Genomic DNA, 25,840 nt, shown 5'->3' on the forward strand with positions numbered 1-25,840 from the left:
GTCGGACGCGGCTTCGCCCAACCCCACAGAGGTGTGGTCGGAAGCGCGTCGCGGAGGTTTAGGACTTTCTTCGCGATTTCGAATTTTCGCCGTCTAACCTTGGCTGCCGGACGCGCCGATGCGCGTCAGGCTTGCGAAGCCTCCCGGCCGGCGATAGGTGGGAATCACGCCAGGGGCGCGACGGTCGCCGTCGCCCAGACCCTTGCCGGGGGATAGATCATGAGCGCGCCCGCCACGTCCGTCGAACCTCAGGGGCGCTTGCGCAGGCTGCTCGACTTCCTGGCCCACGATCCCGAGAACCCGCAGCTGTTGGGCGACGCCGCCGCCGCCGCGTTCGACGAGGGCGATCTCGACCAGGCCGCCGCCCTGCTCTCCCGCCTGTCGGCGCAAGGCCCCCTGCCGCCCGCCTTGCTCAACCTGCAAGGCCTGGTCGGATTGAAGGCCCGACGGTTCGCCGACGCCGCGGAGGCGTTCGCGGCCCTGCACGCCCTGCATCCCGACGACGCCTCGATCCGCTTCAACCTGGCCTGGGCCAGCTCCGGCCTGCACGACCACCAGCGGACCAACGACCTCCTCGACGACGCGACCCTCGCGGCGATCGCCCCGGCGGCGGCCCTGAAGATCCAGGCCATGCACCACCTGGGCCTGCTGGACGAGGCCCTGGCCCTGGGCGAGACCCTGGTCGGGCAGCGCGCCGACGACGAAGGCCTGATGAGCGCGCTGGCGCTGGTGGCGTCGGACTCCGAGGACATCGACCTGGCCCGGCGGTACGCCGAGCGGGCGGGCGGACATCCGGACGGCGCCTCGACCCTGGGCCTGCTGCTGCTGAACGACGACCAGGTCGACGGTTCGCTGGTCTGTTTCGACCAGGCGCTGGCCCGACGCGGCGACAATCCGCGCGCCATTCTCGGCAAGGGGCTGGCCCTGCTGCTGAAGCGCGACGACGCCGCCGCCGAACATCTGGACGCCGCCGCCGAGATCTTTGGCACGCATCTGGGATCGTGGGTTTCGGCCGGTTGGGCCCAGTTCGTGAAGGGCGACATGGCCGCCGCCCGTGCGCGCTTCGAGACCGCCTTGCAGCTGGACGACACCTTCGCCGAATCCCATGGGGCCCTGGCCGTGCTCGACATCGTCGAAGGTCAGCTGGAAAGCGCCCGCAGGCGGGTCGCCGTCGCCCTGCGCCTGGATCCGCAATGCCTGTCGGCGGCTCTGGCCAAGAGCCTGCTGCTGCTCAGCAGCGGTCACCAGCGATCGGCCCAGAAGGTTCGCGACACCGCCATGAACCTGCCGGTCGGCGCCAACGGACGGACGATCGCTCAGGCCATGATCGCGTACGGCTTCGCCCCGGAAACGCCTCCCGAAGACTAGACGTGCGCCGAGAGGCGCAACTCCCGCACGATGTTGGCCAGAAGCCTAGCACCGGCCTCGTCGCCGCGCAGGGCATCGACCACACGGTCGACCACTTGTTGGAACTTGGCCTCATTGATCATCTTGGCGCCGAACTGTTCGGCCAGGATGCTCTGGATCAGCGCCCGCCCCAGTTGGCGATCGTCGACGCCATCGATCCGCGCCAGCGCGTAAACCGAATCCAGCCCCGCAGCAGCCCGATCGGGCGTGGCGGATTTCCGCTCGGCCCGTCCGGTCGTCTTMGTGCGCTCGAGCAGCTTGCGCCGCAGAACCAGTACCAGTTGATCGACGTTGGAAATCGGATCMACTGACGCCCTCCAAAGGCCGGCTCGTCCCGCTGCCGACCACACCGATCGGTTTTCCATCAAGCCGCATGTTTTGCAACGGCCCGAGCGTCGCCCGATCGTCCATCGTGCAGTCCCGAGCGGCCAAGCCGCGGTCGAGATCCAAGATCATGGAGGCAGAACCGAACCGCTTCGCATCATGGCCGCCTCGACGGGCGAGCACTTCATGCTTTTCGAAGTTCTCGGTTCTAAACCGAAGTGGCGCACCCGACACGATTCGAACGTGTGACCTTTGCCTTCGGAGGGCAACGCTCTATCCAGCTGAGCTACGGGTGCTTCCGCCTTGCGGAAGCGCGGTCTTAGCCGAAAGGCCGCGCCTGCGCAAACGGGTCTTTGCCTGCTTGGGTCAGCCTTTGGCCAGATAGATGAAGCGGACCACGAACAGCGCCGCCAGGATCAGCAGCAGCCAGTCGCCCTTGCCGATCTTGCCGGTCAGCAGGCGCAGCGCCGCGTAGCTGGTGATGCCGAAAGCCAGGCCGTTGGCGATCGAGAAGGTCAGCGGGATGGTGATCAGGGTCAGGAAGGCGGGGATGGCCACGGTCGGGTCGGCCCAGTCAACGTCGACCAGCGCGCCGACCATCAGGGCCCCCACCAGGATCAGGGCCGGGGCGGTGGCGGCGGCCGGGATGGCCTGGACCAGGGGCGCGAAGAACAGGGTGACTAGGAACAGCACGCCCACCACCACCGCCGTCAGGCCGGTGCGGCCGCCGGCCGTCACGCCCGAGGCGCTCTCGATATAGCTGGTCACCGTGGAGGTGCCGGCGGCCGCGCCCGCCATCGTCGCCACGGAGTCGGCCAGCAGGATGCGGTTCAGGCGCGGGATCGAGCCGTCGGGGGCTTGGAGGCCCGCCTTCTTGGTCACGGCCACCAGGGTGCCGACATTGTCGAACAGGTCGACGAACAGGAAGACGAAGACGATCTCCAGCATGGCCAGGGCCATGCCGCCTTGGAGATGGAAGGCGCCGCCGATGTCCATCTTGAAGGCCGTGGCGGTCAGGTCGGCCAGGCTGGAGGTCGCTGGCGCGATCTTGGCCAGGCCCAGGGCCCAGCCGGCGGCGCTGGCCAGCAGGATGCCGATCAGGATCGCGCCCTTGACCCGCCAGGCCTGCAGCACGGCGATCAGCACCAGGCCCAGGATCGCCACGGCGGCGGTCGGGGTGGTCAGGTCGCCMAGGGCCACGGTGGTGGCGGGGTGGGGGACGATGATCCCCGCCTCCTTCAGGCCGATGAAGGCGATGAACAGGCCCACCCCCGCGGCGACGGCCGAGAACAAGGGCTTGGGGATGGCCGCCACGATCATCTGGCGCACGCCCACCAGGGTCAGGACCAGGAAGGCCACGCCCGACAGGAAGACGCAGCCCAGGGCCGTCTCCCAYGGCACGCCCATGCCCTTGACCACGGTGTAGGTGAAATAGGCGTTCAGCCCCATGCCCGGCGCGAGGGCCAGGGGGTAGTTGGCGACCAGCCCCATCAGGATCGAGCCGAAGCCGGCGGCCAGGCAGGTGGCGGCGGCCACGGCGGCCACGGGCATGCCGGCCTCGCCCAGGATCGTCGGATTGACCACCACGATATAGGCCATGGTCATGAAGGTGGTGACGCCGGCCAGCACCTCGGTGCGGACGTTCGTTCCCTGGGCCTTGAGGCCGAAGAGGCGTTCGAGCATGGCTTAGCGGCTCCCGGCGGTCGCGGTGGGAAGGGCGTTGGCGTAGCGGTCCCAGTGGGCGGTCAGCTCGCGGACCACCGGCCCGCCGACCGCGAAGGTCGCGAGGAACGAGGCCTTCAGGCTCTCCTCGTGGAACACATGCGGCAGGCTGGTCTGGCCCAGCGGGGCGCGCGAATAGTTGCTGCCCGTGCGCAGCACCAGGACCCGCCGGCGGTCGATCTTTCCGGACGCGGCGTGGGCGTCGAGCACGTCGAGGATCCCCTGGTCTTCGCAGTCGGTCATGGTGAAGGTTCCCGCCCCGTCGGTCCAGAGCTTGACCCAGTCCTGCGCCCACTGGGTCCGCCGGGGACCGTGCCAGAAGCGCACCGTGCCCAGGGCGTCGCCCTGCAGCACGAACGGCGGCCGCTGGCCCTGGGGCGCGTCCTTGTAGGGGGCGCGGACGGCCTTCAGGGCGGCGTTGTCCGGCAGCTTGACGTCCTTGGTCAGGGCGTAGGCCCAGTCGACCAGGCCACGGTCCAGGGTCCAGACCATGGCGCTGGAGCCCTCGGCCTTGCCCTTCACGTTCGGCTTCTCGGCGTCGTTGGAATAGAGGCCGTAGGGCCAGCCGGCGGGGATGTCGCGGTCGTCGACCTCGTAGATCGGGTCGGCGTCGACCACATAGCGGGCCCAGGCGGCGCTGCCGACCGAGGCGGCGTCCGGGTCGACCCCGGCGATGCCGGCGACGATCCAGTAGGCCTTGGACAGGTCGAACTGGTCCGACAGGATCAGGGCCGCCACGCTGTCGCGCGCCCGGCCGCGCATGTCGCTGACGATGGCCAGCACCCCGTCGTCGGAATAGCGGGCCACGTGGCGCACGCCGGGGATGCGGATCTCGTGCTTCAGCGGCCAACCCTCGACCCAGGGCTGGAACTCGCCCGCGAAGTCGCCGGTGTCGGCCCCGATCTCGAAGGTGGTGACGACCACGACCTTGACCGGGATCCGCTCAGCCGCGCCGGCCTGGGCCAGGCCGAAGGCCAAGACGACGCTCAGCGCCAGGACGATCCGAAACCACAAACCACGCATGAAAGGCCCCGCCTGAAATCCGCGCCGAACCTCCACCGATGCGGCCGGGGATGCAATCGGGGATCGACGGGAGGGGGCGGGATGTTCTTGTCGGCGCCCAGGCGGCGAACACTTGCCCCCTACGGACCGCTTCGCGGTCGCCTTCCCCCATCAGGGGGAAGAGGGCGCGCGTTCTCGTCCTCCGCCCCCTATGGGGGCGGACAGACCGCGAAACGGTCCGGTGGGGGCAAGTGAGTGAGCCTCTGAACCCTAGGTGCTCAGCGGATCCTTGGCGTTCGGATCGCCATAGGTCAGCGACACGAACACGTCCTCCAGGTCCGGGTCTTCCGTCGCGATGTCCTTGATCTTCAGGCCCTCGGCGCGGACGGCGGCCAGCACCTGCTCCACGCTGGACTGGCCGGTGCGGTACGAGACGCTGAACGCCCCGGCCCCGCGTAGCTTGGTCTCGAAGCCCGGCAGCAGCGGCGCGGCCGTCACCGGCTCCTCCGGCGTGACCACCACGTTGCGGATGTCCATCCGCCCCAGCAGCTTCGGCGTCGGCTCGCAGACCACCACCTCGCCGCGGTTGACGATGGCGATCTGGTCGCACAGCTCCTGGGCCTCTTCCAGATAGTGGGTGGTGAGCACGATGGTCACGCCCAGCTGGTTCAGGCCGGTGACGTAGCTCCACAGCTGGCGGCGCAGCTCGACGTCGACCCCGGCGGTCGGCTCGTCCAGGATCAGCACCGGCGGCTGGTGGACCATGGCCTTGGCCACCATCAGGCGGCGCTTCATGCCGCCCGACAGCTGGCGGACATAGGCGTTGGCCTTGTCGCCCAGGCCCAGGGCGTTCAGCAGCTCGTCGGTGCGGCGCTCGTTCTTGGGCACGCCGTAGAAGCCGGCCTGCACCTCCAGCGACTCGCGGGGGGTGAAGAAGACGTCGGCGGCCAGTTCCTGCGGCACCACCCCGATGGCGGCGCGGGCGTCGCGCGGGCGCTCGTCGATGTCGCGGCCCCAGATGCGCACCGTGCCGCTGGTCTTGCGGGTCAGGCCGGCCAGGATGTTGATGAAGGTCGACTTGCCCGCGCCGTTCGGGCCCAGCAGGCCGAAGATCGAACCGCGCGGCACCTTCAGGTCGATGCCGTTGAGGGCGCGCTTCTCGGGCGCGGTCTTGCTGGCGGGATAGGTCTTGAACAGGCCTTCGGCTTCGATCGCGTACGCGGGCAGGTCCATGGAACGTCCAGATGCGGCCCGCCAAACCCAAGAAGGCGGACGATAGGGAAGGGAACGGGCCCCGTACGAATTGACGGCGGCGCGACTGGTCGCATAGGTATGCCTCCATCGCCGCCACGCCAAGGCCGCGTCTGGATTTCAAGGGTTTTCGAAACATGGCGCGCAAGGCCAAGTCCACCGCTCCCACCGCCATGGAGCCGACCGTCGTCGACGTCGGCGCCGGTCCCGCGCCGGAAACCGTCATCGTCCGCTCGCACCGCATCGCCTGCGACGGCGTCGGCGGGGCCCTGGGCCATCCGCGCGTCTGGCTGGAGATGGGCGCGGCCGGCTTCGTCGACTGCTCCTACTGCGACCGCCGCTTCGTGGCCTCGACGGCCGCCGGCCACGACGAGGACGAGCAGCTGGCCCCGGGGGTCTACGAAGGCTCCGGCGGCCACTAGTGACCGAGTCCATCCCGACGGCCCAGCGCGCCGAATCCCTGGCCAAGGCTTGGGAGGCCGCTGAATGGCCGCACGAGGCCCCCGTGCTGCGGGCCATCGCCATGCCGTCCGACACCAACCCCGAAGGCGACATCTTCGGCGGCTGGCTGCTGTCGCAGATGGACCTGGCGGCGGCCTCGGTCGCCTTCCACCGCGCGGCCGGCCGCTGCGCCACCATCGCCATCGACGGCATGACCTTCATCAGTCCGGTGTTCGTCGGCGACGAGGTCAGCCTGTTCGCCAAGATCGTCCATGTGGGCCGCACCTCGCTGAAGGTGCAGGTCGAGGCCTGGCGCCGCCGCCGCGACGGCGAACAGGCCCACAAGGTGACCCAGGGCGTGTTCACCTTCGTGGCCATCGACGAGAACCGGAAGCCGCGGCCGCTGCCCTAGGGCCGGACGCAACGGAAGATTGCGACGCCCCCGGCTTTCGCCCAATGTTCGACAGGGCAGGCGGCGCGCGGGCGCTCCGTCCAATGGGGGCGGCATGCGTACGGGCGATTTCCTTATGATCGTTGTTCCAGCGATCAGCGCCGTCCTGGCCATCGCCGCGTTCGAGCGGTGGAAAAGACGGCGCCCTCCGGCGCTGCCGCCGAAATCCAGACCGATCGACGGCCCGCCGTCCAACGCGTTCGAATATTACCCGGGCATGCCTACAGGATATGTGGGCTACACMGATTACACGGCCATGTGCTGCGACCTGAACGACGACCTGCTCGGTCGCCCGGCGGACGAGCAGTTCCTGCGGGTCGGCTTCGGGGAAGGTCTGGTGAGCGTCCTGGTCGAGCACCTGCAGGATAGTCCGCAGCCCAGGACCATGATCCCGATTTCCGGCGCGACTCCAGACGATGAGGCGATCATCGGTTGGATAAACGTCGTACAACGGCACGGCGTCGACAATTACGGCCCGTCCACCCGCAATCTGCTGCAGGGACTTCAATCGACCTCGCGGGACTTGCTTGCGACGGGCCCCTATCGCCTGGGCTTCTGGGAGAAGAGGACGGGCGAGATGCGGGAAAGCCTCGCGTCGACGGGCCTGACGCTGGCCGACCTTGCCGCGCTGACCGCTTCGATGGCGCAAGCGCGACGGCGAGGCGCGGAGCTGGCCGCCGCGACGCTGGCTTCCCCCGCCGGTCATTGGCGCCTCTAGACACCACCGTCCGCCGCGCGCCATATCCGCCCATGCGCGACCACGACGCCGACGTCATCATCGCCGGAGCCGGCATGGCCGGAACCACCCTGGCGCTCGCCCTGGCCTCGGCGGGGGTCAAACCCCTGCTGGTCGATCCCCAGCCGTTCGACGACCAGCTGGCGCCGACCTTCGACGGCCGCTCCTCGGCCATCGCCTATTCCTCGTTTCGCCAGTGGCGGGCGATCGGGGCCGGCGAGGCCCTGGCGCCGCACGCCCAGCGGATCGAGCAGATCCTGGTCACCGACGGCAAGACGCCGGGCCCGTCCTCCGGCGGCCCCTCGCCGTTCTTCCTGCGCTTCGATTCCAGCGAGATCGCCGACCGCTCGGAAGGCGAGCCCCTGGGCTATCTGATCGAGAACCGCCAGATCCGCGCCGCCCTGTCCCGGACGGTGGTCGACAAGAAGATCACGGTGCTGGCCCCCGCCGCCGCCAAGGGCCTGGAGGTCACGCCGGCCGGCGCGACCGTGACCCTCACCGATGGGCGGACCCTGTCCGCGCCGCTGGTGGTCAGCGCCGAGGGCCGCAACAGCGCCCTGCGCAAGGCCGCGGGCATCGGCGACATCGGCTGGAGCTACGGCCAGAGCGGGGTGGTGGCCACCGTCCGCATGCAGCATCCGCACCAGGGCGTGGCCCACGAATACTTCCTGCCCAGCGGACCCTTCGCCATCCTTCCGCTCACGGACAATCGCGCCAGCCTGGTGTGGACCGAGAGCACCGATCGCGCCGAAGCCCTGCGCAACGCCTCGCCCGAGGCCTTCCACGCCCACCTGATGCGGCGGTTCGGCGAGTTCCTGGGGACGGTCGAGATGGCCGGCCCGACATTCGTCTATCCGCTGTCGCTGTCGCTGGCCGAGCGGCTGGTCGCCCCGCGCCTGGCCCTGATCGGCGACGCCGCCCACGGCGTGCATCCGATCGCCGGCCAGGGGCTGAACCTGGGCCTGAAGGACGCCGCGGCCCTGGCCGAGGTGGTGGCCGAGGCCCTGCGCAACGGCGAGGACATCGGGGCCGAGGCGACGCTGGAGCGCTACGCCCGCTGGCGGCGGTTCGACAACGTGTCCAACGCCCTGGCCTTCGACGGCTTCGTGCGCCTGTTCTCGAACGACAATCCGCTGCTGCGCCTGGCGCGCGGCGTGGGCATGGCGGCGGTCAACCGCATCGCCCCGGCCCGGCGGTTCTTCATGCACGAGGCCGGCGGCGGAGTGGGCGACCTGCCGAAGCTGCTTCGCGGCGTGGCGCTGTAACCCCCTCCGTCGGCCTTCGGCCGACACCTCCCCCCGAGGGGGAGGATTAAACCTTCACKATCCAGCCGCGCCGCCGCATGTAGGCCAGCACCACCCAGATCAGGCCGACGAAGATCGCCACCGGGATCAGGGCCGCCGTCCGGTCGCCGACGATGGGCGTCGCCCAGCGGTACGGGATCTTCAACATGTGGGCGGTCAGCATGATCGAGGCCAGCATGTGCAGGCTGTAGGCGAAGACGGCGTTGATCCCGAAGTCGGTCAGGAAGGTCGTCCCCGGCGGGCGCCGGCCCTTCACGTCCAGCGCCTGGTGCAGGCCGGCCAGCAGGACCAGGGCGATCCCGGTCGACAGCAGCACGAAGCTGGAGGTCCACAGTTCCTTGGAGATCGGGAAGACCAAGCCCCAGGCCAGGCCGCCGACGATCCCCGCGACGCCGGCGATCAGCAACCCCAGCGCCCCGCGCCGAGCCAGCAGCCACTCGCCGGCCGCCACGCCCAGCAGGGCCTGGGCGATGGCCGGCAGGGTCGAGAGCAACCCCTCGGGGTCGTAACCCAGCGAGCCCGGCACATAAGTGTGGGCGCCCAGCACCAGGCGGTCGAACCAGCCGACGAAATTGGCCCCGGGCTTCAGCAGGTCGGTCGCCCCGTCCGGGAACGGCAGGAGGGTCAGAGGCCAGTAGAGCAGCAGGATGGCGGCGGCCACGATCAGCCGGGCGCGCGGCCCCAGGGTCTTGTAGAGGACGGCGGCGACCAGGAAGGCCAGGGCCAGACGCTGCAGCACGCCCATCGGCCGGAACAGCACGCTCTCGGGCGTGGCCATCCAGTAGAGATTCGAAAGGATCAGGCCCAGCAGGAACAGGCGTCCGGACCGGACCAGCAGGCGCCGCAGCGTGGCGCCGTCCAGGCCGTTTCCGCGCCCGGCCAGGGCCAGAGGGATCGAGACCCCGGTCATGAACACGAAGGCCGGGAACACCGCGTCGGCGACGGTGAAGCCGCGCCAGGCCGCGTGCTCCAAGGCGGCGAACTGAGCGTAGCCGCTGACATAGTGCAGGTAGGACGCCGAATTGACGACGATCATGCCCACGATCGTCAGTCCACGGAGCACATCCAGGGAAGCGAGGCGCGGGCGGGTCTCCACCGCCTCAGTCTTCCAGGCTGCGGGCTTCCTCGGGCAGCATGATGGGCACGCCGTCGCGGATCGGATAGGCCAGCTTGGCGGCGTTGCTGATCAGCTCGCCCCTGGCGCGGTCGTAGAACAGCGGCGCGCGGGTGACGGGACAGACCAGCACCTCCAGCAGGCGCGGGTCGAGATCGGCGGGCGGCGGAGGCGGTTGGGCGGTCATGGACACGGTTCTATGCGGTTTCGACGAAGTTGAGAACCTTCACTGGCCTTTCAACCGGCATCCTCGGACTTGTTCCGAGGAGCCCTGCTTCAGCCGAGAAGAAGGATAATCCGTGAAGCGGTGAGGCGGCGGCTTTGCTCGGACCGACAGCGCGGCGGCGCGAGGGGTCCTCGGAACAAGTCCGAGGATGACGGCCGTGTGTTACTGGATCATCGTCGGGTCTTCATCATCCCCCGCGGCGTCGATCTCCAGCAGGGCCACCAGGGTCTCGCGGCGCTCGGCCAGGGTCGGGGCCTCAAGCAGGGCCTGCTTCTCGACCGGTTCGAACGGCAGGGCCATGGCCAGGCTGTTGATCAGGGCGTCCGACGGCGCGGCCTCGGCGCTGGACCAGTCGATGGCCAGGCCGCGATGGTCCAGATAGCGGCGCAAGGCCTCCAGCAGGGGCGAGGCGTCGCCCGGGCTCGCGGCCTGGGGCGTGCCCTCGCGCAGGTCGGCCTCGAAGGTCGCGAAGTCGGCGCGCACCTGGCGATAGGGCGAACGGGCCGGCAGCTCCTCGCCCACCCGGAACCGGCAGACGCCCGTCAGGGTCACCAGATAGCGGCCGTCGCTGGTCTCGGCGAAGCTGGTCACCCGCCCCGCGCAGCCCACCGGCGCTAGATTCGGCCGCTCGATGTCGCCGCCGGGACGGGTCTGGACCATGCCGATGATCCGCTCGCCCGACATGGCGTCGTCGAACATGTTGAGATAGCGCGGCTCGAAGATGTTCAGCGGCAGCTGGCCGCCGGGCAGCAACAGGGCGCCGTCCAGCGGGAACACCGGGATCACCAGCGGCAGGTCGTCCGCCCTTCGATAGGATCCCGGCATCTTACGCTCCCTAACTGAACAGGATGGAGGAGAGCCGCTTGCGGCCGGCCTTGGCCACCTCGGACGCGTAGCCGGCGGCCTCGAACACGGTCAGCAGCTGCTTGCGGGCCGCCTCGTCGTTCCAGGCACGGTCGCGTTCGATGATGGTCAGAAGATGGTCCGAAGCGGCCTGAAGATGGCCGGCGCCGGCCAGGGCCTTGGCCAGCTCGAAGCGGGCCTCGTGGTCGTCGGCGTTCGCCGCCAGGCGCTTTTCGAACGGCGCGGTCTCGGACGGGGCGTCTTCCGCCAGCGCCAGGGCGGCGCGGACGCTTTCCAGGTCCGGGTCCTTGGCGCCGGCCGGAGCGGTGGCCGCCACCTCCGCCGCGCCCTCCAGGTCGCCGCCGGTCAGGTAGCACTTGGCCAGGCCGCCGATGGCCTTGAGGTTGGCCGGGTCCATCTGCAGCACCTGGGCGAAGGCCTGGGCCGCGCCGCCGATGTCGCCCAGCTCGACCGACTCCTTGGCCATGGCCAGCAGGGCGTCGACGTCGCTCTCGGCGGGCGGACCGGCCAGGCGGTCGATGAACGCCTTCACCTGGCTCTCGGGCAGGGCGCCCTGGAAGCCGTCGACCGGCTGGCCGTTGACGAAGGCGTAGACGGTCGGGATCGACTGCACGCGCAGCTGGCCCGAATAGCCGGGGTTCTTGTCGACGTCGATCTTGACCAGCTTGACCGCCCCGCCGGCCGCGTTGACCGCCTTTTCCAGGGCTGGGGTCAGCTGGCGGCACGGGCCGCACCAAGTGGCCCAGAAGTCGACGATCACCGGCTGGGTCTTCGACGCCTCGATCACGTCGGCCATGAAGCTGGCGTCCGTGCCGTCCTTGATGTGCGCGCTCTTGGGCGCGCCGCCGGCCTGGATGGGAGGAGGGGTGTCGCCGATCAGGGCCATCGGGTCTCTCGTACTGGGTGGGGAACGCTTAGGTCGCCAAGATGGTCCTTAGAGTGTCCCCGCGCAATCGTGGCGGGGCGAGTCTTGAGCTGCATGGCGTCTGATGTGATGTTCGGATTCTTGGGGGAGCAGGGATGAGACGCTTACCGACGGCGGCCGCCGGGATCGCCCTGGCCATCATCGCCGGAGCGCCGCGCGCCGAAACGCCCACGAATCCCCCGGGCTTCTGCAAGGCGCTGGACAGATTCGCCTCGACGCCGCCCAACGATCGCTGGGCGCTGTTCTTTTGGCCGCTCCCGAGCGACGACATGATCGTCATGCGCGCGGCGATGGGGGCCAAGCCCATGGATGCGGCCGCGCACGGGCTCTACGCCGCCTACAGCCAGGAGACCCACTACATCCCCCTGGCCGAGCTCAAGGCCCGCCTGGACCAGTGCTCGACGGTCAAACGGGGCCGGGTGAGCCTCGAAGCGTCGGAGGCGGCCTGCGACGGCTATGGGTCGGACCAGCCTTGCCTGAGCATCCGCAGGGCCGCGCCGCGCTGATCCTAGGCGACCACCGCCATCGCGGCGAAATCGACGATCATCGGCTCGATCCCCAGCACCGCCAGGAACCGGCGGAAGCCGGCCTGCGAGACGGCCGTGGTGGCGTCGTTGGCCATCGGGTGGAAGTTGACCGGATCGGCCTGGGCCAAGGCGGCGTCCAGCACGAAGCGCACGCGATGCTCGGTGTCGTTGATCAAGCCGAAGGCGGTGACTGAGCCCGGCGTCACGCCCAGGGTCTGGACCATCAGCTCCGGGCTGCCGAACGACAGCCGGGCCGAGCCGATCACCGTGTGCAGGCGCTTGAGGTCGATCGCCGTCTCGCCCAGGGCCGAGATCAGCCACAGCTGGCCCTTGGCGTCCTTGAGGAACAGGTTCTTGGTGTGGCCGCCGGGCAGGGCCGCCTTGATCTCCAGCCCCTCCTCCACGCGGAACACCGGCGGGTGATCCAGGGTGGAATGGACGACGCCGTGGGCGTCGAGGAAGGCGAACAGGTCGGCGCGGGTCTTCATACGGGACTTCCTAGCCGAGCTCGCTGCCGCTAGACCAGACTCAAGACCAGCTAGGGAAGAAGAGAGCCGGCATGGAATTGGAGTGCTATCCCACCGAGCCCCGTCCGCCCGAGATCGTGCCGGGACGGCCCCAGCGGGCCTGGATGGACCATTTCGCCGACCGCCATCCGTATCGCTGCCTGCCCCTGACCATGGCCAACACCACCGGCTGGGAGATCCTGTGCCCGGTGGGCTTCACGGCCACCTGGGACGGCGGGGCGCACCAGAACTGCATCACCTTCCGCGCCGACCACCCGCATCCGGGCTTCGACGACTTCGTGAAGTCGCACTTCTCGCGCGGGACCATCACCTTCCACACCGGCTACCTGTTCCGCACCCCGCCGGGCTGGTCGATCTGGACCATGGGCCCGCCAAATCATGTGAAAGATGGTGTCCAGCCGCTGGCTGGGCTGGTCGAGACCGACTGGCTGCCGTTCCCCTTCACGATGAACTGGATCTTCACCCGCCCGGGCACGATTCGCTTCGAGAAGGGTGAGCCGTTCTGCTTCTTCATGATGATCCAGGACAAGCCGCTGGAGCAGGTGCAGCCGGTGATCCGCTCGATGAACTCAAACCCCGACCTGCGCGGCCAGTACGACGCCTGGGCCGCCAAGCGCGGCGAGTTCAACGCCCGCATCTTCAAGCGCGAGCCCGAGGCGATGAAGGAGGCGTGGCAGCGCTTCTACTTCAAGKGCGAGTTCCCCGAGGAGATCGAGGCCCCGGCCCCGCAGACCCACGTCAACAAACGCCGGCTGAAGCAGCCGAAGGTGGGGTGATGAAGACGCGGAGCGATCGCACGCCGCAGTCGATCTGGATCATCGCGATCATACTGGTAGCGATCATGGTGTACCCGTTGTTCAAACAGGTCGCGGGCGGGCCCTCCCTGATCACGCCGGTCTGGTTGGGCATGTGGGCAGCCCTGTTTGTCGTAGTGCTCTATCACGCGATCGCGCTGGTCCGGCTCAGCCGCTGGCCGATCCTGCTTCTGGCGGCTGAGATCGGCGGGAGCGCGCTGATAAAGGCGATGAGCCTCCGTCAGGGCCATTTTTCCTGGATGACCGTGGGCGTCATATCCGCGCCGACCGCCGTCATCCTGATCGTCTATCTCGCCTGCACCCTGCCCCACTGGCGCAAGATGAACTGGGCGTTCCTCGGACGGCCGTATCGGCCGGCCGCCGAGCTCGAAGAGGTCTTCGCCTAGGTCGGCCGCCGCTCGCGGACCTCGCGCAGGGGCAGGTCGGACGGAACCGCGTCGCCCCGCACCTTCGCCACGCCCAGTCGTTGGGCCAGGTAGATGCCCGAATGGCCGCTGCACAGGTAGGCGGTGAAACAGGCCACGGCGAGGTAGGCGGTCTGGCCGCCGCCGAACAGCTCCACGCCCATGATCGTGCAGGCCAGGGGCGTGTTGGCCGCGCCCGCGAACACCGCCACGAAGCCCAGGGCCGCGAACAGGTCGGTCGGCGCGCCCAGCATCCACGACAGGGCGTTCCCCAGGGCCGCGCCGATGAAGAACAGCGGCGTCACCTCCCCGCCCTTGAAGCCCGAACTCAAGGTCACGACCGTGAAGACGATCTTCAGCAGCCAGCTCCAGTGGTCGATCCGTCCCGCCTCGAAGAAGCCGGCGATGGTCGGATCGGCGGGATCGGTCGAGAAGACGCCCAGACCCAGATAGGCGCGCGTGCCCAGGGCGTAGACCAGGGCGATGACCAACAGGCCCCCGACCACCGGCCGCAGCGGGGCGAACGGGATCAGGCGCTTGAACACCGCGCCCAGGCGATGCTGGGCCTCGGCGAACAGCAGGCCCGTCAGGCCGAAGGCCACGCCCGCGACGACGACCTTGGCCAGCAGCAGCGGGTCCAGTTCGGCGACGGCCGTGTGGACGGCGTAGGCCGCGTGGTGGATCCCCCAGGCCCGGCAGGTCCAATCGCCGACCAGGGCGGCGAACAGGCAGGGGATCAGCGCCTCGTAGCGGACCTGGCCCAGGGTCAGGACTTCCAGCGCGAAGACCGCGCCCGCCACGGGCGTGCCGAACACCGCGCCGAAGCCGGCGGCGATCCCGGCCATCAAGACCAGGCGGGTCCGTTCGGGATCGAGGCGGAACAGCCGCCCGAAGGCCCCGGCCAGGCCGCCGCCGATCTGCACCGCCGTCCCCTCGCGCCCGGCCGAGCCGCCGAACAGGTGGGTGACCACGGTCGAGACCAGGATGAACGGGGCCATGCGCAGCGGCACGCCGCCGCCGGGCTGGTGGATCTGCTCGACGATCAGGTTGGCGCCGCCCTCGGCCGGACCGCCCTTCCAGCGATAGGCCAGGCCCACCGCCAGCCCCGCCAGCGGCAGGCCGAACAGCAGCCAGGGATGGGCCAGGCGCGTCCGGGTCGCCAGGTCCAGGCTCCACAAGAACAGGGCGCACAGCGAACCGACCGCCGCCGCCATCGGCGCGAGGATCGCGGCCCAGGACAGCGCGGCCCGCAGATGCTTCAGGCGCAGGCCGGCGAAGGCCTGGATGCGGGCGCGGTCGAAACGGGGAGAAGCAGGCAGTTCAGACACGATTCCTCTTTCTCGCGGCGGACCGCGGTCGGGTAGGAATCATCGGCCTCTTCCTGAGAGGCGGTTCGGCATGACGCCCGGCGGAAATCCATCACCGTGGCCGGCTTCTAGGCGACCACGGTGAGGCCTGTCAAATCCGCTACTTCAGCGCATAGGCGATCACCTGGTCGCCGATCGGCGTCTCCATGAAGTGGTGGCCGCCGGTCATGATGACCACGTACTGCTTGCCGCCGACGTCGTAGGTCATGGGCGTGGCCTGGCCGCCGGCGGGCAGCTTGTCCTGCCAGACGGTCTTGCCGGTCTTCAGGTCGATGGCGCGGATCATGTTGTCGGTCGTGGCCGCCACGAACACCAGCCCGCCGGCCGTGACCACCGCCCCGCCGTTGTTGGGCGTGCCGATGTCCAGCGGCAGGTGCGACGGGACGCCGAACGGGCCGTTGGTGCGGGCCGAGCCGAACGGGCGGTCCCACAGCGTCTTGCCGGTCTTCAGGTCGATGGCGCGAATGCCCCCATAGGGCGGCTCCTTGCACAGCAGGCCTGTCAGCGGCAGACGCCAGCCGGCGTTGACGTCGATGGCGTAGGGCGTGCCGACCTGCGGGTCGCCCGCGCCCTCCGCGCCCTTCTTCATCGAGCCGCCGCGGGCGTCGCCGCGCGGGGTCCAGCCCTTGGCGTCGGCCACGGCGCGCGGCACCAGGCGGTTGTAGTTGGGCATGTCGTTGTAGTTGGCGACGATCACCCCGCGGCTGGAATCGACGGCCACGCCGCCCCAGTCCGAACCGCCGTTGTAGCCGGGATATTCGATGTAGCGGCGGTCGGCGACCGGCGGGGTGAAGAAGCCGTCGTACTTGGCCCGCTTGAACTGGATGCGGCAGATCATCTGGTCGATCGGCGACATGCCCCACATCTGCTTCTCGGTCAGGTCGGACTTGCGCAGGCTGTGGTACAGCGAGAACGGCTGGGTGGCCGAGCGCTGCGCCGGCTCGAGCCCGCCCTGCGGCACGGCGCGTTCCTCGACGCCCGTCAGCGGCCGGCCCGTGCGGCGGTCCAGCACGAAGATGTCGCCGCGCTTGCTGGGCAGCACCACGGCCGGAACCGGGCCGCCGGCGGTGGGGAAGTCCACCAGGGTCCCCTGCGAGCCGAGGTCATAGTCCCAGACATCGTTGTGCACGGTCTGGAAGCTCCAGCGCGGCTTGCCGGTGGTCACGTCCAGGGCGACCAGTGAGGTCGAGTACTGCTTCTCCAGCGCCGAGCGGCTGGAGCTCCAGTAGTCGGCGGCCGAGACGCCCAGCGGCAGGTAGACCAGGCCCAGGGCCTCGTCGCCGGTGGCCGTGGTCCACATGTTGGGCGTGCCCTTGGTGTAGGTCTGGCCCTCCGGCGGCAGGGTCGTGATGTCAGGACGCGTCATGTCCCAGGCCCAGCGCAGGGCGCCGCTGACGGCGTCATAGCCCTGGATCACGCCCGAGGGGGCGTCGCGCCTCTGGCCGTCCAGCACCTGGTGGCCGGTGACGATCACGCCGCGCACGAGGGTCGGGGCCGAGGTGATCGACAGCATGCCCGCCGCCGAGGGACCCATGCCGACATTGGTCGAGACCTGGCCGTTCGTCCCGAAGTCGGCGCACGGCACGCCGGTCTTGGCGTCGACCGCGATCAGCCGGGCGTCCAGCGTGCCCTCGATGATCCGGGCGGCGCAGGCCTTGGCCGGATCGGCGCCGGGCACGGCGTAGTAGGAGACGCCCCGGCAGGCGGCGGTGTAGGGGATGGCCTCGTCTGGGACCTTGGGGTCGTAGCGCCAGCGGGTCTGGCCCGTGGCCGCGTCGATGGCGATCATGATGTTCTTGGGCGTGCAGACATAGAGCATGTTCCCCACCTTCAGCGGGGTGTTCTCGGCGCCGTACTTGCCTTGCGCCGCCGCGCTGGGCATGTCGCCGGTGCGGATCATCCAGACCCGGGCCAGGTTGCGGACATTGTCCGGGTTCAGCTGGGTCAGGGGCGAATAGCGCTGGCCGGCATAGGTGCCGCCATAGGCCGGCCAGTCGGCGCCGACCCGCATCAGTGAAGGATCGTTGTCGGTGATGGCGGCGATGGCGGGCAGCGGTCCGTCGACCTTGGCCTTGTTGGCGCCGGCCACCACCATGCCGCCGACGATCAGGAACGCCGCCAGGGCCACGAAGCCGATCAGCGATGTCTTGCGGCCGTCCGGCCCCGGGTCGACCGTCGGCAGGACGGCCAGCACCAGGACCAGCAGCACGGTCGGGGCGATCACGCGCGGGACCAGGGCCCAGCCGTTCAGCCCCACCTCCCACAGCGCCCAGAGCACCGTGGCGACGAACACCCCGACATAGATCCACGCCCCCAGGGCGCGCCTCTGGACCAGCAGGACGCCCGACACCAGCAGGCCCAGCCCGGCCAGCACGTAGTACGGGGAACCGCCCAGCACGGCCAGCCAGGCGCCGCCGATCGCCAGGACCAGGCCGATCAGGGCCAGGACGACGCCCAGGACCACGGCGAACCAGGCGCCCGCGCCCTTTCGAGAAGATGCCAGGGACGCCATCGCCATGCTCCGAAACTGAACGGTCGTGTACCAGACCGAACATGTTCAGCGAGGCTTCGGTTCCCCTTCACGACGGCGATCGCGATGCACCGGAGTCACATCGTAGAGGACTCTGCTTGACAGAGTATCCAGACGTGATAACTCTGCATCACAGAGCGCTCTGGGCGCGAAGTTCAACGGAGGATGCGATGGGCATTTCCAAATCCGAGGCGGCGTCGGCCCTGACCGACATCGAAAGCACGGCCGGCCGCAGCCGGCTGCTGAAGGGCTATCACTACGCGGCCCCGATCCTGATGGTGTGGGGCGTCGTCTGGGCCGCGGGCTACGTCGCCATGGGCCTGCTGGCCCCCGAGCATTGGGGCGTGCTGTGGCTGGTCCTGGACGTGATCGGCGTCGGCTCGACCATGCTGCTGGCCCGGCGCGACAAGACGCGGGGCAAGGCCGGTCACGGCTGGAAGATCGGCGCCGGGGTCCTGGTCATCCTGATCTTCTACGGCGGCACCTTCGCCCTGTTCCGACCCGACTCGATCGACGCCGCCATCGCCTATCCGGGCCTCGTCACCGGCCTGGTCTATGCCGGGATCGGCATCGCCTTCGCGCCTCGCTACCTGTGGATCGGCGCGGCGCTGTTCGCGGCCAGCCTGGTCGGCTTCTTCTTCTTCCAGCCCTGGCTGACCTTCTGGATGGCCGCCGCGGGCGGCGGGTCCCTGTTCATCTCGGGCCTGTGGATGCGGGGAGCGTGACCGTGGCCGAGTTGGACGAGCTTATCCACCAACCCCTGCGGCTGAAGATCATGGCCGCCCTGCACGCCGAACGCGACGCCGAGCCGGTGGAGTTCTCGCGCCTCAAGGCCGCCACCCAGGCGACCGACGGCAATCTGGGCAGCCACCTGACCACCCTGGAGAAGGCCGGCTATGTCGAGATCACCAAGGACTTCATCGGCAAGCGGCCCCGCACCCGCGCGGCCCTGACCCAGACCGGCCGCAAGGCCTTCCGCCGACACGTGGACTACCTGCGCGCCGTGGTCGAGGGCGTCGACGGGGACTGAGGCCTCCTCCACCCCCTCTCCGCAAGGCGAGGGGGTTCTTTTTGCGTCGCCGCCCCTGCAACGCCCGCGCCAAACGGCGTTACGTAGACCCCCTTAGGGGCCGTCCGTTAGGGGGCGCTCCCGAATTTCGCCCGCCGCCGCCCAAGCGTACCAAGGCGTCATGACCGGCCCGAGGCGGACCGGCCCTTCCGGGGAAACATCATGACCAGCCCAGCCATCGACCTGACCGTCCACCACAAGCCCGCCGGCGCTTCGGACCGCGTCGCCTATGGCTTCGTCAAGCTGCTGCGCTTCTGCGCCGACACCTTCTTCGCCAAGCGCTACGGCCACCGGGCCGTGGTCCTGGAGACCGTGGCCGCCGTGCCCGGCATGGTCGGCGCGACGCTGACCCACCTGAAATGCCTGCGCCGGATGGAAGGCGACAAGGGCTGGATCAAGACCCTGATGGACGAGGCCGAGAACGAGCGGATGCACCTGATGACCTTCATCGAGGTCGCCAAGCCCACCCTGTTCGAGCGCTTCGTCGTCGTCGCCGCCCAGTGGGTGTTCTACCTGTTCTTCTTCGGCCTCTACCTGGTCAGCTCCAAGACCGCCCACCGCGTGGTCGGCTACTTCGAGGAGGAGGCGGTGATCAGCTACACCCACTACCTCGCCGAGATCGACGAGGGCCGCAGCGCCAACGTGCCGGCGCCCCAAATCGCGCTGGACTACTGGAACCTGCCCGCCGGCTCCACCCTGCGGGACGTGGTCGAGGTGGTCCGCGCCGACGAGGCCCATCACCGCGACGTCAACCACGGCTTTGCCAATGAACTCCGCGGCCTGCCGCAGGGCGACATCGCCCCCTGCCCGCCGCACGTGGTGCTGGAGCCGAACTGGAAAGCGGCGGCCTGACGCCAGCCTCCCAGCTCAGGCCCCGCGCGCGCCCCGAGGAGTCCCCCTCGGGGCGTTGCGCTGTCTGGGAGCGTAGCGACATGGAGCTGCGCCCGACCCAACATCCGTCATTCCGGGCCTTGTGCCCGGAATGACGGCTGAAAGGGAACGGCGGAGAACGGTCGACCCGCTCAACGCCGGGTATCGAGCGCCCTAGACCGCCTTCACCGCCGAGACGATCGACTTCACCACCTTCTTGACCAGCGCCGGGTCGTCGCCCTCGGCCATGATGCGGATCAGGGGCTCGGTGCCGGACGGGCGGACGACGATGCGACCCGTGCCGTTCAGCTGGCTCTCGCCGTCGGCGATGGCCTCCTTGACGCTCTTGTGCTCCAGCGGCTTGCCGCCGGCGAAGCGGACGTTCTCCAGAAGCTGCGGCACCGGCTCGAACTGGCGGCCCAGGGCGCTCATCGGCTTGCCGGTCTCGATCATCACCGCCAGCACCTGCAGGGCCGCGATCAGACCGTCGCCCGTGGTCGAGAAGTCCGACAGGATCACGTGGCCCGACTGCTCGCCGCCGATGTTGAAGCCGCCCTCGCGCATGCGGGCCATCACATAGCGGTCGCCGACGCTGGTGCGCTCCAGCTTCAGCCCGTTGTCGCTCATCAGCCGCTCGAGGCCGAGGTTGGACATCACCGTGGCCACCACGCCGCCGGCCTTCAGCTTGTCGGCCTTGGCCAGGGCCAGGGCGATGATCGCCATGATCTGGTCGCCGTCGACCACCACGCCCTTCTCGTCGCAGATCACCAGGCGGTCGGCGTCGCCGTCCAGGGCGATGCCGATGTCGGCGCGGTATTCGCGCACCAGCCGGGCCATGGTCTCGGGATGGGTCGAACCGCATTCGGCGTTGATGTTGGTCCCGTTGGGGGCGACCCCGACCGGGAACACCTCGGCGCCCAGTTCGTAGAGGGCTTCGGGGGCGACCTTGTAGGCCGCGCCGTGGGCGCAATCGATGACGATGCGCAGGCCCGCCAGGCTCAGATGGCGCGGGAAGGTCGCTTTGACGATCTCGATGTAGCGCGCCTGGGCGTCGTCGACGCGCTTGACCCGGCCCAGATCGCGCGGCGAGGCCAGGCCTTCCTGCAGGCCCTCGTCCATCAGGGCCTCGATCTTCAGCTCCTGCTCATCCGACAGCTTGTAGCCGTCGGGGCCGAACAGCTTGATGCCGTTGTCGGCGAAATCGTTGTGCGAGGCGCTGATCATCACGCCCAGGTCGGCGCGCATCGAGCGGGTCATCATGGCGACGGCCGGGGTGGGCAGCGGGCCGAACAGCCGCACGTCCATGCCGACGCTGGCGAAGCCGGCGACCAGGGCCGGCTCGATCATGTAGCCCGACAGCCGGGTGTCCTTGCCGATCACCACCAGGTGGCGGCGGTCGTCCTGCGAGCGGAACAGCTTGCCCGCCGCCAGGCCGACGCGCAGGGCGACCTCGGCGGTCATCGGGTGCTTGTTGGCCTGACCGCGGATGCCGTCGGTGCCGAAATAGGCGCGCTTGCTCATGATCTTCACTGCGTCTCGATTAGGCCTTCATCGGACCGCGAAACGATCCGAAATGCAGATTTATGTGGGTCGCCGATAAGCGAATGCTAAAGGCGGCGCTCGAAATATCCCGCGACGGTAGCAATAGTCCTCACCGGCGCGTTTTCCAAAGGATCATGGCCCATGTGCGGCATCATCGGCATCGTCGGCAAAGCGCCCGTCTCGGACCGGCTGATCGACAGCCTCAAGCGGCTGGAATATCGCGGCTATGACTCGGCCGGCGTCGCCGCCGTCGTCAAAGGCAAGGTCGAGCGCCGACGGGCCCAGGGCAAGATCAAGAACCTGGAGGCCCTGCTCGCCGAAGAGCCGCTGGCCGCCCAGAACGGCATCGGCCATGTCCGCTGGGCCACCCACGGCGCGCCCAACGTCAAGAACGCCCACCCCCATACCGCCGGCCGCGTCACCCTGGTGCACAACGGCATCATCGAGAACTTCGCCGAGCTGAAGGCCGAGCTGGCCGCCACCGGCCGCACCTTCGAGAGCGACACCGACACCGAGGTCATCGCCCAGCTGATCGACGCCGAGCTGGCCACGGGCCTGGCCCCGCTGGAGGCCTTCAAGGCCGCGCTGGACCGCCTGACCGGCGCCTACGCCCTGGCCGTGCTGATCGAGGGCGCCGACGACCTGATCCTGGGCGCGCGGCGCGGCAGCCCGCTGGTGGTGGGCGAGGGCCAGGGCGAGATGTTCCTGGGCTCGGACGCCCTGGCGGTGGGCCCCTTCACCAACCGGGTGATCTATCTGGAGGAGGGCGACTACGTGGCCATCGACCACGACAGCGCCCGCATCTTCGACGCCTCGGGCGCGCCGGCGCAACGACCCGTCAAGGTGGTCCCCGCCTCGGCCGTGATGATGGAGAAGGGCAACTACCGGCACTTCATGGAGAAGGAGATCCATGATCAGCCGGAGGGCTGCCAGCGCACGATCTCGGCCTATGTCGACGCCCTGACAAGCCGCGCGGCCATGCCCGGCGACCTGGACTTCAAAGCCCTGGAGCGCATCCAGATCGTCGCCTGCGGCACGTCCTACATCGCCGGCGTCATCGGCAAGTACCTGATCGAGCAGCTGGCCGACCTGCCGGTCGACGTCGAGATCGCCTCGGAGTTCCGCTACCGCCAGCCGGCCCTGCGGCCGGGCTCGCTGGTCATCGCCATGTCGCAGTCGGGCGAGACGGCCGACACCCTGGCGGCCCTGCGCTACTGCAAGGCCAAGGGCATGAAGAGCGCCGTGGTGGTCAACGCCCAGGAATCCACCATGGCCCGCGAGGTCGACGTGGTCTGGCCGATCCATTGCGGCCCGGAGATCGGCGTGGCCTCGACCAAGGCCTTCACCGCCCAGGTCAGCGTGATGATCGCCCTGGCCGTCGCCGCCGCCAAGGCGCGCGGGACGATCGACGCGGCCGAGGAGCAGCGGATGGTCCGGCTGATGCTGGAGGCCCCGCGCCTGATCGCCGAGGCCATCGGCCTGGAGGACGCGCTGAAGGAGATCGCCGTCGACATCGCCAAGGCCCGCGACGTGCTGTTCCTAGGTCGCGGCCCGATGTCGGCCCTGGCCCTGGAAGGCGCGCTGAAGCTGAAGGAGATCAGCTACATCCATGCCGAGGGCTACGCCGCCGGCGAGCTGAAGCACGGCCCGATCGCCCTGGTCGACGACAAGACCCCGATCATCATCCTGGCCCCCTTCGACAGCTATTTCGAGAAGTCGGCCTCGAACATGAGCGAGGTCATGGCGCGCGGCGGCCAGGTGGTGTTCATCACCGACCCCGAAGGCGCCAAGCACGCCCCGGCCGGCGCCCGGGTGGTGGTCACCGCCCCGGCCAGCGACCCGCTGGTCTCGACCCTGGTGATGTCGGCCCCGATCCAGCTGCTGGCCTACCACGTGGCCGTGGTGAAGGGGGCGGACGTGGATCAGCCGCGCAACCTGGCCAAGTCGGTGACGGTGGAGTAGCGCGCCACGGCTTGACCCTAGGCTGTACAGGCCGGAAGCTCCGCTCGGAACAAGGGGGAGCGGCGTGCGGGCGATATGGGGTGCGCTGCTGATCGCGGCGCTGGGCTTCGGCGAGGCGCGCGCCCAGGCCGGTTCGACCAGCTTCGAGGGATGGTCCGCCGTCTGCGACGATATCGGCGAATGCTCCGCCTGGACTAGCGCCGGCGGCTGGGCCAGGCCGAGCTATCTCCTGCTGCGGCGATCCGCCGACGGCCAATGGTCGGCGCATTTCGGCGTGTCGACCTCAGGGAGCGAGCCCAAGACGATCGCGCTGAAGGTGGTCGGCCCTGGCGGCAAGGCGATCTGGACGCATCCGCTCCAGTCCGCGGCGGACGATCAGTCGATGCGGCGGACCACGATCCCGGCCGCCGAAGTCGTCGCCTTCCGGAAGACGATCGCCCAGGGCCTGTCGTTCGAGACCTATGTCGACGGCAAGCTCGTTCCGGGTCAGACCTTGTCGCTGAAGGGCAGCGCCGCGGCGCTGCTGTGGATCCAGGACAGGGGTCCCGACCCCCGGCGTCCCGTGATCCGGCGCGCCCCAGTCGTCAGCCAGGCCCACCTGCCGAAGGCGACGCCTTCGGAGAACACGCTGTGCGAAGGACCTTTCCTGTCGCGCCTGTCGCCCGGCAAGATCCTGGCCGACACCAGTTGCCGCCCCTTCGCGGACGTGAGCCAGAGCTATACGAGCCTCCAGCTGCTCGACGAAACCGGACGCGCCATCCCCGGGCCCGAGATCGAGGACGTCAGCGAGGACGACAGCGAAGCCCTGGCCGGCGCGACCTACGATTCCAGGACCCGGACCTTGTCGGCTCCCCAGGATGGCGAATATCGGCTGGGCTCGTGCGGCGCGGAGACCGAGTGGGTCTGGGACGGGACGCGGTTCCGCATGGCCCGCCAGACCAAGATGACCGACTGCGTGGGCGTTCCGCGCGGCCTCTGGCCGTCCACCCGGCGGGTGCGGGTGATCGACGCCCGCTAGGCGCCCGCCAGCTTCGACTTGCGCACCGAATAGCCGAAATAGACCACGCACGCCGCCGCCGCCCAGGCCGCGAACAGCAGCCAGGTGTCCAGCGGCAGGCCGGAGATCAGGTAGGCGCAGGCGGCGACGCTGAACATCGGCACCACAGGATAGAACGGCACGCGGTAGCCGCGCGGCAGGTTCGGCTGGGTGCGCCGCAGGATGATCACCCCCAGCGAGACGATGGCGAAGGCGATCAGGGTGCCCATGCTGGTCAGGTTGACMAGGGTGTCCAGCGGCACGAAGGCGGCCAGCAAAGCGATGAAGGCCGCGACGATCCAGGTGTTGAGGTCGGGGCTCTGGGTCTTGCGGTTCACCCGCTGGAACACGGATGGCAGCAAGCCGTCGCGGCTCATGGCGTAGAGGATGCGGGTCTGGCCGTACATGACCACCAGGGTGATCGAGAAGATCGAGACGATGGCCCCGACGCACAGGATCAGCGAGGTCCAGGCCTGGCCGGTCAGGTTGCGCAGGATCACCGCCAGCCCCGCCTCCTGGCCCGCGAAGGCCGTCCAGGGTTGGGCCCCGACGGCGGCCAGGGCCACCAGGATGTAGACGCCGGTCACGATCAGCAGGGACAAGATGATGCCCAGCGGCAGGGTGCGTCGCGGGTCCTTGACCTCGTCGCCGGCGGTCGAGACCGCGTCGATGCCGATATAGGAGAAGAAGATCGACGAGGCCGCCGCCCCGATCCCCGCCATGCCCATCGGGGCGAAGGGCTGCAGGTTGTGGGCGTGGAAGCCGCTGAAGGCGATGACCACGAAGAACAGCAGCACCAGGAGCTTGAGCACCACCAGGATCGCGTTGACCGTCACCGACTCCTTCACCCCACGCAGCAGCAGGATCAGGCATGACCCGACCAGCACCACGGCCGGCAAGTTGAACACCCCGCCCGCCCCGGGCGCCTTGGCGATGGCGTCGGGCATGCGCCAGCCGATCAGGTCGGAGAACATCTCGTTCAGGTACTGGCCCCAGCCCACGGCGATGGCCGAGGCCGAGACGGCGTATTCCAGCAGCAGGCACGCCCCGACCAGGAAGGCGGTGAACTCGCCCAGGGTGGCGTAGGCGTAGCTGTACGATGACCCCGACACCGGGATCGTCGAGGCCAGCTCGGCGTAGCACAGGGCCGTCAGGGCCGCGGTGATCCCGGCGATCACGAACGAGACGATCACGGCGGGACCGGCGGCCGGCACGGCCGTGGTCAGGGCCACGAAGATGCCGGTGCCGATCGTGGCCCCGACGCCCAGCATGGTCAGCTGGAACAGGCCGATCGAGCGGTCCAGGCTCTCCTCGGGCAGATGCTCGCCGCCTTCGGCGATGACCCGGCCCACGGGCTTGCGGCGAAGAAGGTCGGCCGCGCGAAACTGGCCCATGGAGTCCCTCGGAGTCTTTGGGGGGTCTGG

At 69.3% G+C, this 25,840-nt stretch carries 26 protein-coding genes, 1 tRNA gene and 1 riboswitch; of the genes, 13 read left to right on the plus strand and 14 right to left on the minus strand.

What is annotated here, in order from left to right; all coding sequences use genetic code 11:
* Positions 1-219: 219 nt before the first annotated feature.
* Positions 220-1,368, plus strand: coding sequence for a tetratricopeptide repeat protein (locus tag AC1U89_RS01045; protein WP_479897788.1), 1,149 nt, complete (start codon positions 220-222; stop codon positions 1,366-1,368).
* Here AC1U89_RS01045 and AC1U89_RS01050 read toward each other — a convergent pair.
* From AC1U89_RS01050 to AC1U89_RS01070, 5 genes are all read right to left on the minus strand, one after another.
* Positions 1,365-1,772, minus strand: coding sequence for a hypothetical protein (locus tag AC1U89_RS01050; RefSeq protein ID WP_479897789.1), 408 nt, complete (start codon positions 1,770-1,772; stop codon positions 1,365-1,367). The two genes, AC1U89_RS01045 and AC1U89_RS01050, sit on opposite strands and share 4 nt — an antisense overlap.
* A gap of 178 nt (positions 1,773-1,950) precedes the next feature.
* A tRNA-Arg gene (locus AC1U89_RS01055) sits at positions 1,951-2,027 on the minus strand.
* Positions 2,028-2,097: 70 nt separating this feature from the next.
* The gene (locus tag AC1U89_RS01060) at positions 2,098-3,414 is read right to left on the minus strand and encodes an NCS2 family permease (protein WP_479897790.1); all 1,317 of its coding nucleotides are present in this window, start codon (positions 3,412-3,414) and stop codon (positions 2,098-2,100) included.
* Between the two features lie 3 nt (positions 3,415-3,417).
* A complete protein-coding gene (locus tag AC1U89_RS01065) occupies positions 3,418-4,476 on the minus strand; it encodes a purine nucleoside permease (RefSeq protein ID WP_479897791.1) in 1,059 nt (352 codons plus the stop codon).
* A gap of 249 nt (positions 4,477-4,725) precedes the next feature.
* The gene (locus AC1U89_RS01070; protein WP_479897792.1) at positions 4,726-5,688 is read right to left on the minus strand and encodes an ABC transporter ATP-binding protein; all 963 of its coding nucleotides are present in this window, start codon (positions 5,686-5,688) and stop codon (positions 4,726-4,728) included.
* Positions 5,689-5,843: 155 nt separating this feature from the next.
* Between AC1U89_RS01070 and AC1U89_RS01075 the strand changes: the two genes are divergently transcribed.
* The 4 genes from AC1U89_RS01075 (at position 5,844) to AC1U89_RS01090 (ending at position 8,599) form a co-directional block, all read left to right on the plus strand.
* Positions 5,844-6,128 (plus strand): zinc-finger domain-containing protein, encoded by a 285-nt coding sequence (locus tag AC1U89_RS01075; RefSeq protein WP_479897793.1) that lies wholly within the window; start codon positions 5,844-5,846, stop codon positions 6,126-6,128.
* On the plus strand, positions 6,128-6,559 hold the full coding sequence (locus AC1U89_RS01080) for an acyl-CoA thioesterase (RefSeq protein ID WP_479897794.1): 432 nt from the start codon (positions 6,128-6,130) through the stop codon (positions 6,557-6,559). The genes AC1U89_RS01075 and AC1U89_RS01080 overlap by 1 nt, the downstream gene beginning before the upstream one ends.
* 94 nt (positions 6,560-6,653) lie before the next feature.
* Positions 6,654-7,316, plus strand: coding sequence for a hypothetical protein (locus AC1U89_RS01085; protein ID WP_479897795.1), 663 nt, complete (start codon positions 6,654-6,656; stop codon positions 7,314-7,316).
* A gap of 32 nt (positions 7,317-7,348) precedes the next feature.
* The gene (locus AC1U89_RS01090; RefSeq protein ID WP_479897796.1) at positions 7,349-8,599 is read left to right on the plus strand and encodes a UbiH/UbiF/VisC/COQ6 family ubiquinone biosynthesis hydroxylase; all 1,251 of its coding nucleotides are present in this window, start codon (positions 7,349-7,351) and stop codon (positions 8,597-8,599) included.
* 46 nt (positions 8,600-8,645) lie between these two features.
* Here AC1U89_RS01090 and AC1U89_RS01095 read toward each other — a convergent pair whose 3' ends face one another.
* The 4 genes from AC1U89_RS01095 to AC1U89_RS01110 all read right to left on the minus strand — a co-directional run bounded on the left by AC1U89_RS01095 (position 8,646) and on the right by AC1U89_RS01110 (position 11,728).
* Positions 8,646-9,734, minus strand: a complete 1,089-nt coding sequence (locus AC1U89_RS01095; protein ID WP_479897797.1) for an acyltransferase family protein — start codon at positions 9,732-9,734, stop codon at positions 8,646-8,648.
* 4 nt (positions 9,735-9,738) lie between these two features.
* Positions 9,739-9,939, minus strand: coding sequence for a Trm112 family protein (locus AC1U89_RS01100; protein ID WP_477034572.1), 201 nt, complete (start codon positions 9,937-9,939; stop codon positions 9,739-9,741).
* Positions 9,940-10,140: 201 nt separating this feature from the next.
* A complete protein-coding gene (locus AC1U89_RS01105; RefSeq protein ID WP_479897798.1) occupies positions 10,141-10,803 on the minus strand; it encodes an LON peptidase substrate-binding domain-containing protein in 663 nt (220 codons plus the stop codon).
* Between the two features lie 10 nt (positions 10,804-10,813).
* Positions 10,814-11,728: a tetratricopeptide repeat protein gene (locus AC1U89_RS01110; RefSeq protein WP_479897799.1), complete on the minus strand. Its 915-nt coding sequence runs from the start codon at positions 11,726-11,728 to the stop codon at positions 10,814-10,816.
* Positions 11,729-11,862: 134 nt separating this feature from the next.
* On the opposite strand from AC1U89_RS01110, the gene AC1U89_RS01115 reads away from it, so the two are divergent.
* Positions 11,863-12,273 (plus strand): hypothetical protein, encoded by a 411-nt coding sequence (locus AC1U89_RS01115; RefSeq protein WP_479897800.1) that lies wholly within the window; start codon positions 11,863-11,865, stop codon positions 12,271-12,273.
* 2 nt (positions 12,274-12,275) lie between these two features.
* Here AC1U89_RS01115 and AC1U89_RS01120 read toward each other — a convergent pair whose 3' ends face one another.
* On the minus strand, positions 12,276-12,782 hold the full coding sequence (locus tag AC1U89_RS01120) for a prolyl-tRNA synthetase associated domain-containing protein (protein WP_479897801.1): 507 nt from the start codon (positions 12,780-12,782) through the stop codon (positions 12,276-12,278).
* 71 nt (positions 12,783-12,853) lie between these two features.
* On the opposite strand from AC1U89_RS01120, the gene AC1U89_RS01125 reads away from it, so the two are divergent.
* Entirely contained in the window at positions 12,854-13,597 is a 744-nt protein-coding gene (locus tag AC1U89_RS01125) for a DUF6065 family protein (protein WP_479897802.1), read from the plus strand.
* On the plus strand, positions 13,597-14,022 hold the full coding sequence (locus AC1U89_RS01130) for a hypothetical protein (protein ID WP_479897803.1): 426 nt from the start codon (positions 13,597-13,599) through the stop codon (positions 14,020-14,022). The genes AC1U89_RS01125 and AC1U89_RS01130 overlap by 1 nt, the downstream gene beginning before the upstream one ends.
* Here the strand turns inward: AC1U89_RS01130 and AC1U89_RS01135 are convergent.
* Positions 14,019-15,368, minus strand: a complete 1,350-nt coding sequence (locus tag AC1U89_RS01135; RefSeq protein WP_479897804.1) for a voltage-gated chloride channel family protein — start codon at positions 15,366-15,368, stop codon at positions 14,019-14,021. The genes AC1U89_RS01130 and AC1U89_RS01135 overlap by 4 nt on opposite strands.
* Positions 15,369-15,394: 26 nt before the next feature.
* A riboswitch (Fluoride riboswitch) is annotated at positions 15,395-15,473 on the minus strand.
* Between the two features lie 34 nt (positions 15,474-15,507).
* Positions 15,508-17,919 (minus strand): membrane-bound PQQ-dependent dehydrogenase, glucose/quinate/shikimate family, encoded by a 2,412-nt coding sequence (locus AC1U89_RS01140; protein ID WP_479897805.1) that lies wholly within the window; start codon positions 17,917-17,919, stop codon positions 15,508-15,510.
* 188 nt (positions 17,920-18,107) lie between these two features.
* Between AC1U89_RS01140 and AC1U89_RS01145 the strand changes: the two genes are divergently transcribed.
* The 3 genes from AC1U89_RS01145 to AC1U89_RS01155 all read left to right on the plus strand — a co-directional run bounded on the left by AC1U89_RS01145 (position 18,108) and on the right by AC1U89_RS01155 (position 19,858).
* Positions 18,108-18,662, plus strand: a complete 555-nt coding sequence (locus AC1U89_RS01145) for a hypothetical protein (RefSeq protein WP_479897806.1) — start codon at positions 18,108-18,110, stop codon at positions 18,660-18,662.
* 2 nt (positions 18,663-18,664) lie between these two features.
* Positions 18,665-18,967, plus strand: a complete 303-nt coding sequence (locus AC1U89_RS01150) for a winged helix-turn-helix domain-containing protein (protein WP_479897807.1) — start codon at positions 18,665-18,667, stop codon at positions 18,965-18,967.
* A 201-nt stretch (positions 18,968-19,168) separates the two neighbouring features.
* A complete protein-coding gene (locus AC1U89_RS01155) occupies positions 19,169-19,858 on the plus strand; it encodes an alternative oxidase (protein ID WP_479897808.1) in 690 nt (229 codons plus the stop codon).
* Positions 19,859-20,050: 192 nt separating this feature from the next.
* Here AC1U89_RS01155 and glmM read toward each other — a convergent pair whose 3' ends face one another.
* Positions 20,051-21,397: a phosphoglucosamine mutase gene (gene glmM / locus AC1U89_RS01160; protein WP_479897809.1), complete on the minus strand. Its 1,347-nt coding sequence runs from the start codon at positions 21,395-21,397 to the stop codon at positions 20,051-20,053.
* Between the two features lie 162 nt (positions 21,398-21,559).
* On the opposite strand from glmM, the gene glmS reads away from it, so the two are divergent.
* Positions 21,560-23,380, plus strand: coding sequence for a glutamine--fructose-6-phosphate transaminase (isomerizing) (gene glmS / locus AC1U89_RS01165; protein WP_479897810.1), 1,821 nt, complete (start codon positions 21,560-21,562; stop codon positions 23,378-23,380).
* A 64-nt stretch (positions 23,381-23,444) separates the two neighbouring features.
* Complete coding sequence (locus tag AC1U89_RS01170; protein ID WP_479897811.1) at positions 23,445-24,398, plus strand: DUF1176 domain-containing protein; 954 nt, start codon at positions 23,445-23,447, stop codon at positions 24,396-24,398.
* Here the strand turns inward: AC1U89_RS01170 and AC1U89_RS01175 are convergent.
* Complete coding sequence (locus AC1U89_RS01175) at positions 24,395-25,810, minus strand: APC family permease (protein WP_479897812.1); 1,416 nt, start codon at positions 25,808-25,810, stop codon at positions 24,395-24,397. The genes AC1U89_RS01170 and AC1U89_RS01175 overlap by 4 nt on opposite strands.
* Between the last annotated feature and the right edge of the window lie 30 nt (positions 25,811-25,840).

This window comes from Caulobacter sp. 05T431 (genome assembly GCF_056665975.1).

Bases quoted from the DNA above. Each gene is read 5' to 3' on its own strand.
- AC1U89_RS01045 (WP_479897788.1), top strand. From the start codon at position 220: ATGAGCGCGCCCGCCACGTCCGTCGAACCTCAGGGGCGCTTGCGCAGG.
- AC1U89_RS01065 (WP_479897791.1), bottom strand. From the start codon at position 4,476: ATGCGTGGTTTGTGGTTTCGGATCGTCCTGGCGCTGAGCGTCGTCTTG.
- AC1U89_RS01070 (WP_479897792.1), bottom strand. From the start codon at position 5,688: ATGGACCTGCCCGCGTACGCGATCGAAGCCGAAGGCCTGTTCAAGACC.
- AC1U89_RS01075 (WP_479897793.1), top strand. From the start codon at position 5,844: ATGGCGCGCAAGGCCAAGTCCACCGCTCCCACCGCCATGGAGCCGACC.
- AC1U89_RS01090 (WP_479897796.1), top strand. From the start codon at position 7,349: ATGCGCGACCACGACGCCGACGTCATCATCGCCGGAGCCGGCATGGCC.
- AC1U89_RS01100 (WP_477034572.1), bottom strand. From the start codon at position 9,939: ATGACCGCCCAACCGCCTCCGCCGCCCGCCGATCTCGACCCGCGCCTG.
- AC1U89_RS01105 (WP_479897798.1), bottom strand. From the start codon at position 10,803: ATGCCGGGATCCTATCGAAGGGCGGACGACCTGCCGCTGGTGATCCCG.
- AC1U89_RS01110 (WP_479897799.1), bottom strand. From the start codon at position 11,728: ATGGCCCTGATCGGCGACACCCCTCCTCCCATCCAGGCCGGCGGCGCG.
- AC1U89_RS01115 (WP_479897800.1), top strand. From the start codon at position 11,863: ATGAGACGCTTACCGACGGCGGCCGCCGGGATCGCCCTGGCCATCATC.
- AC1U89_RS01120 (WP_479897801.1), bottom strand. From the start codon at position 12,782: ATGAAGACCCGCGCCGACCTGTTCGCCTTCCTCGACGCCCACGGCGTC.
- AC1U89_RS01130 (WP_479897803.1), top strand. From the start codon at position 13,597: ATGAAGACGCGGAGCGATCGCACGCCGCAGTCGATCTGGATCATCGCG.
- AC1U89_RS01140 (WP_479897805.1), bottom strand. From the start codon at position 17,919: ATGGCGTCCCTGGCATCTTCTCGAAAGGGCGCGGGCGCCTGGTTCGCC.
- AC1U89_RS01145 (WP_479897806.1), top strand. From the start codon at position 18,108: ATGGGCATTTCCAAATCCGAGGCGGCGTCGGCCCTGACCGACATCGAA.
- AC1U89_RS01155 (WP_479897808.1), top strand. From the start codon at position 19,169: ATGACCAGCCCAGCCATCGACCTGACCGTCCACCACAAGCCCGCCGGC.
- glmM (WP_479897809.1), bottom strand. From the start codon at position 21,397: ATGAGCAAGCGCGCCTATTTCGGCACCGACGGCATCCGCGGTCAGGCC.
- glmS (WP_479897810.1), top strand. From the start codon at position 21,560: ATGTGCGGCATCATCGGCATCGTCGGCAAAGCGCCCGTCTCGGACCGG.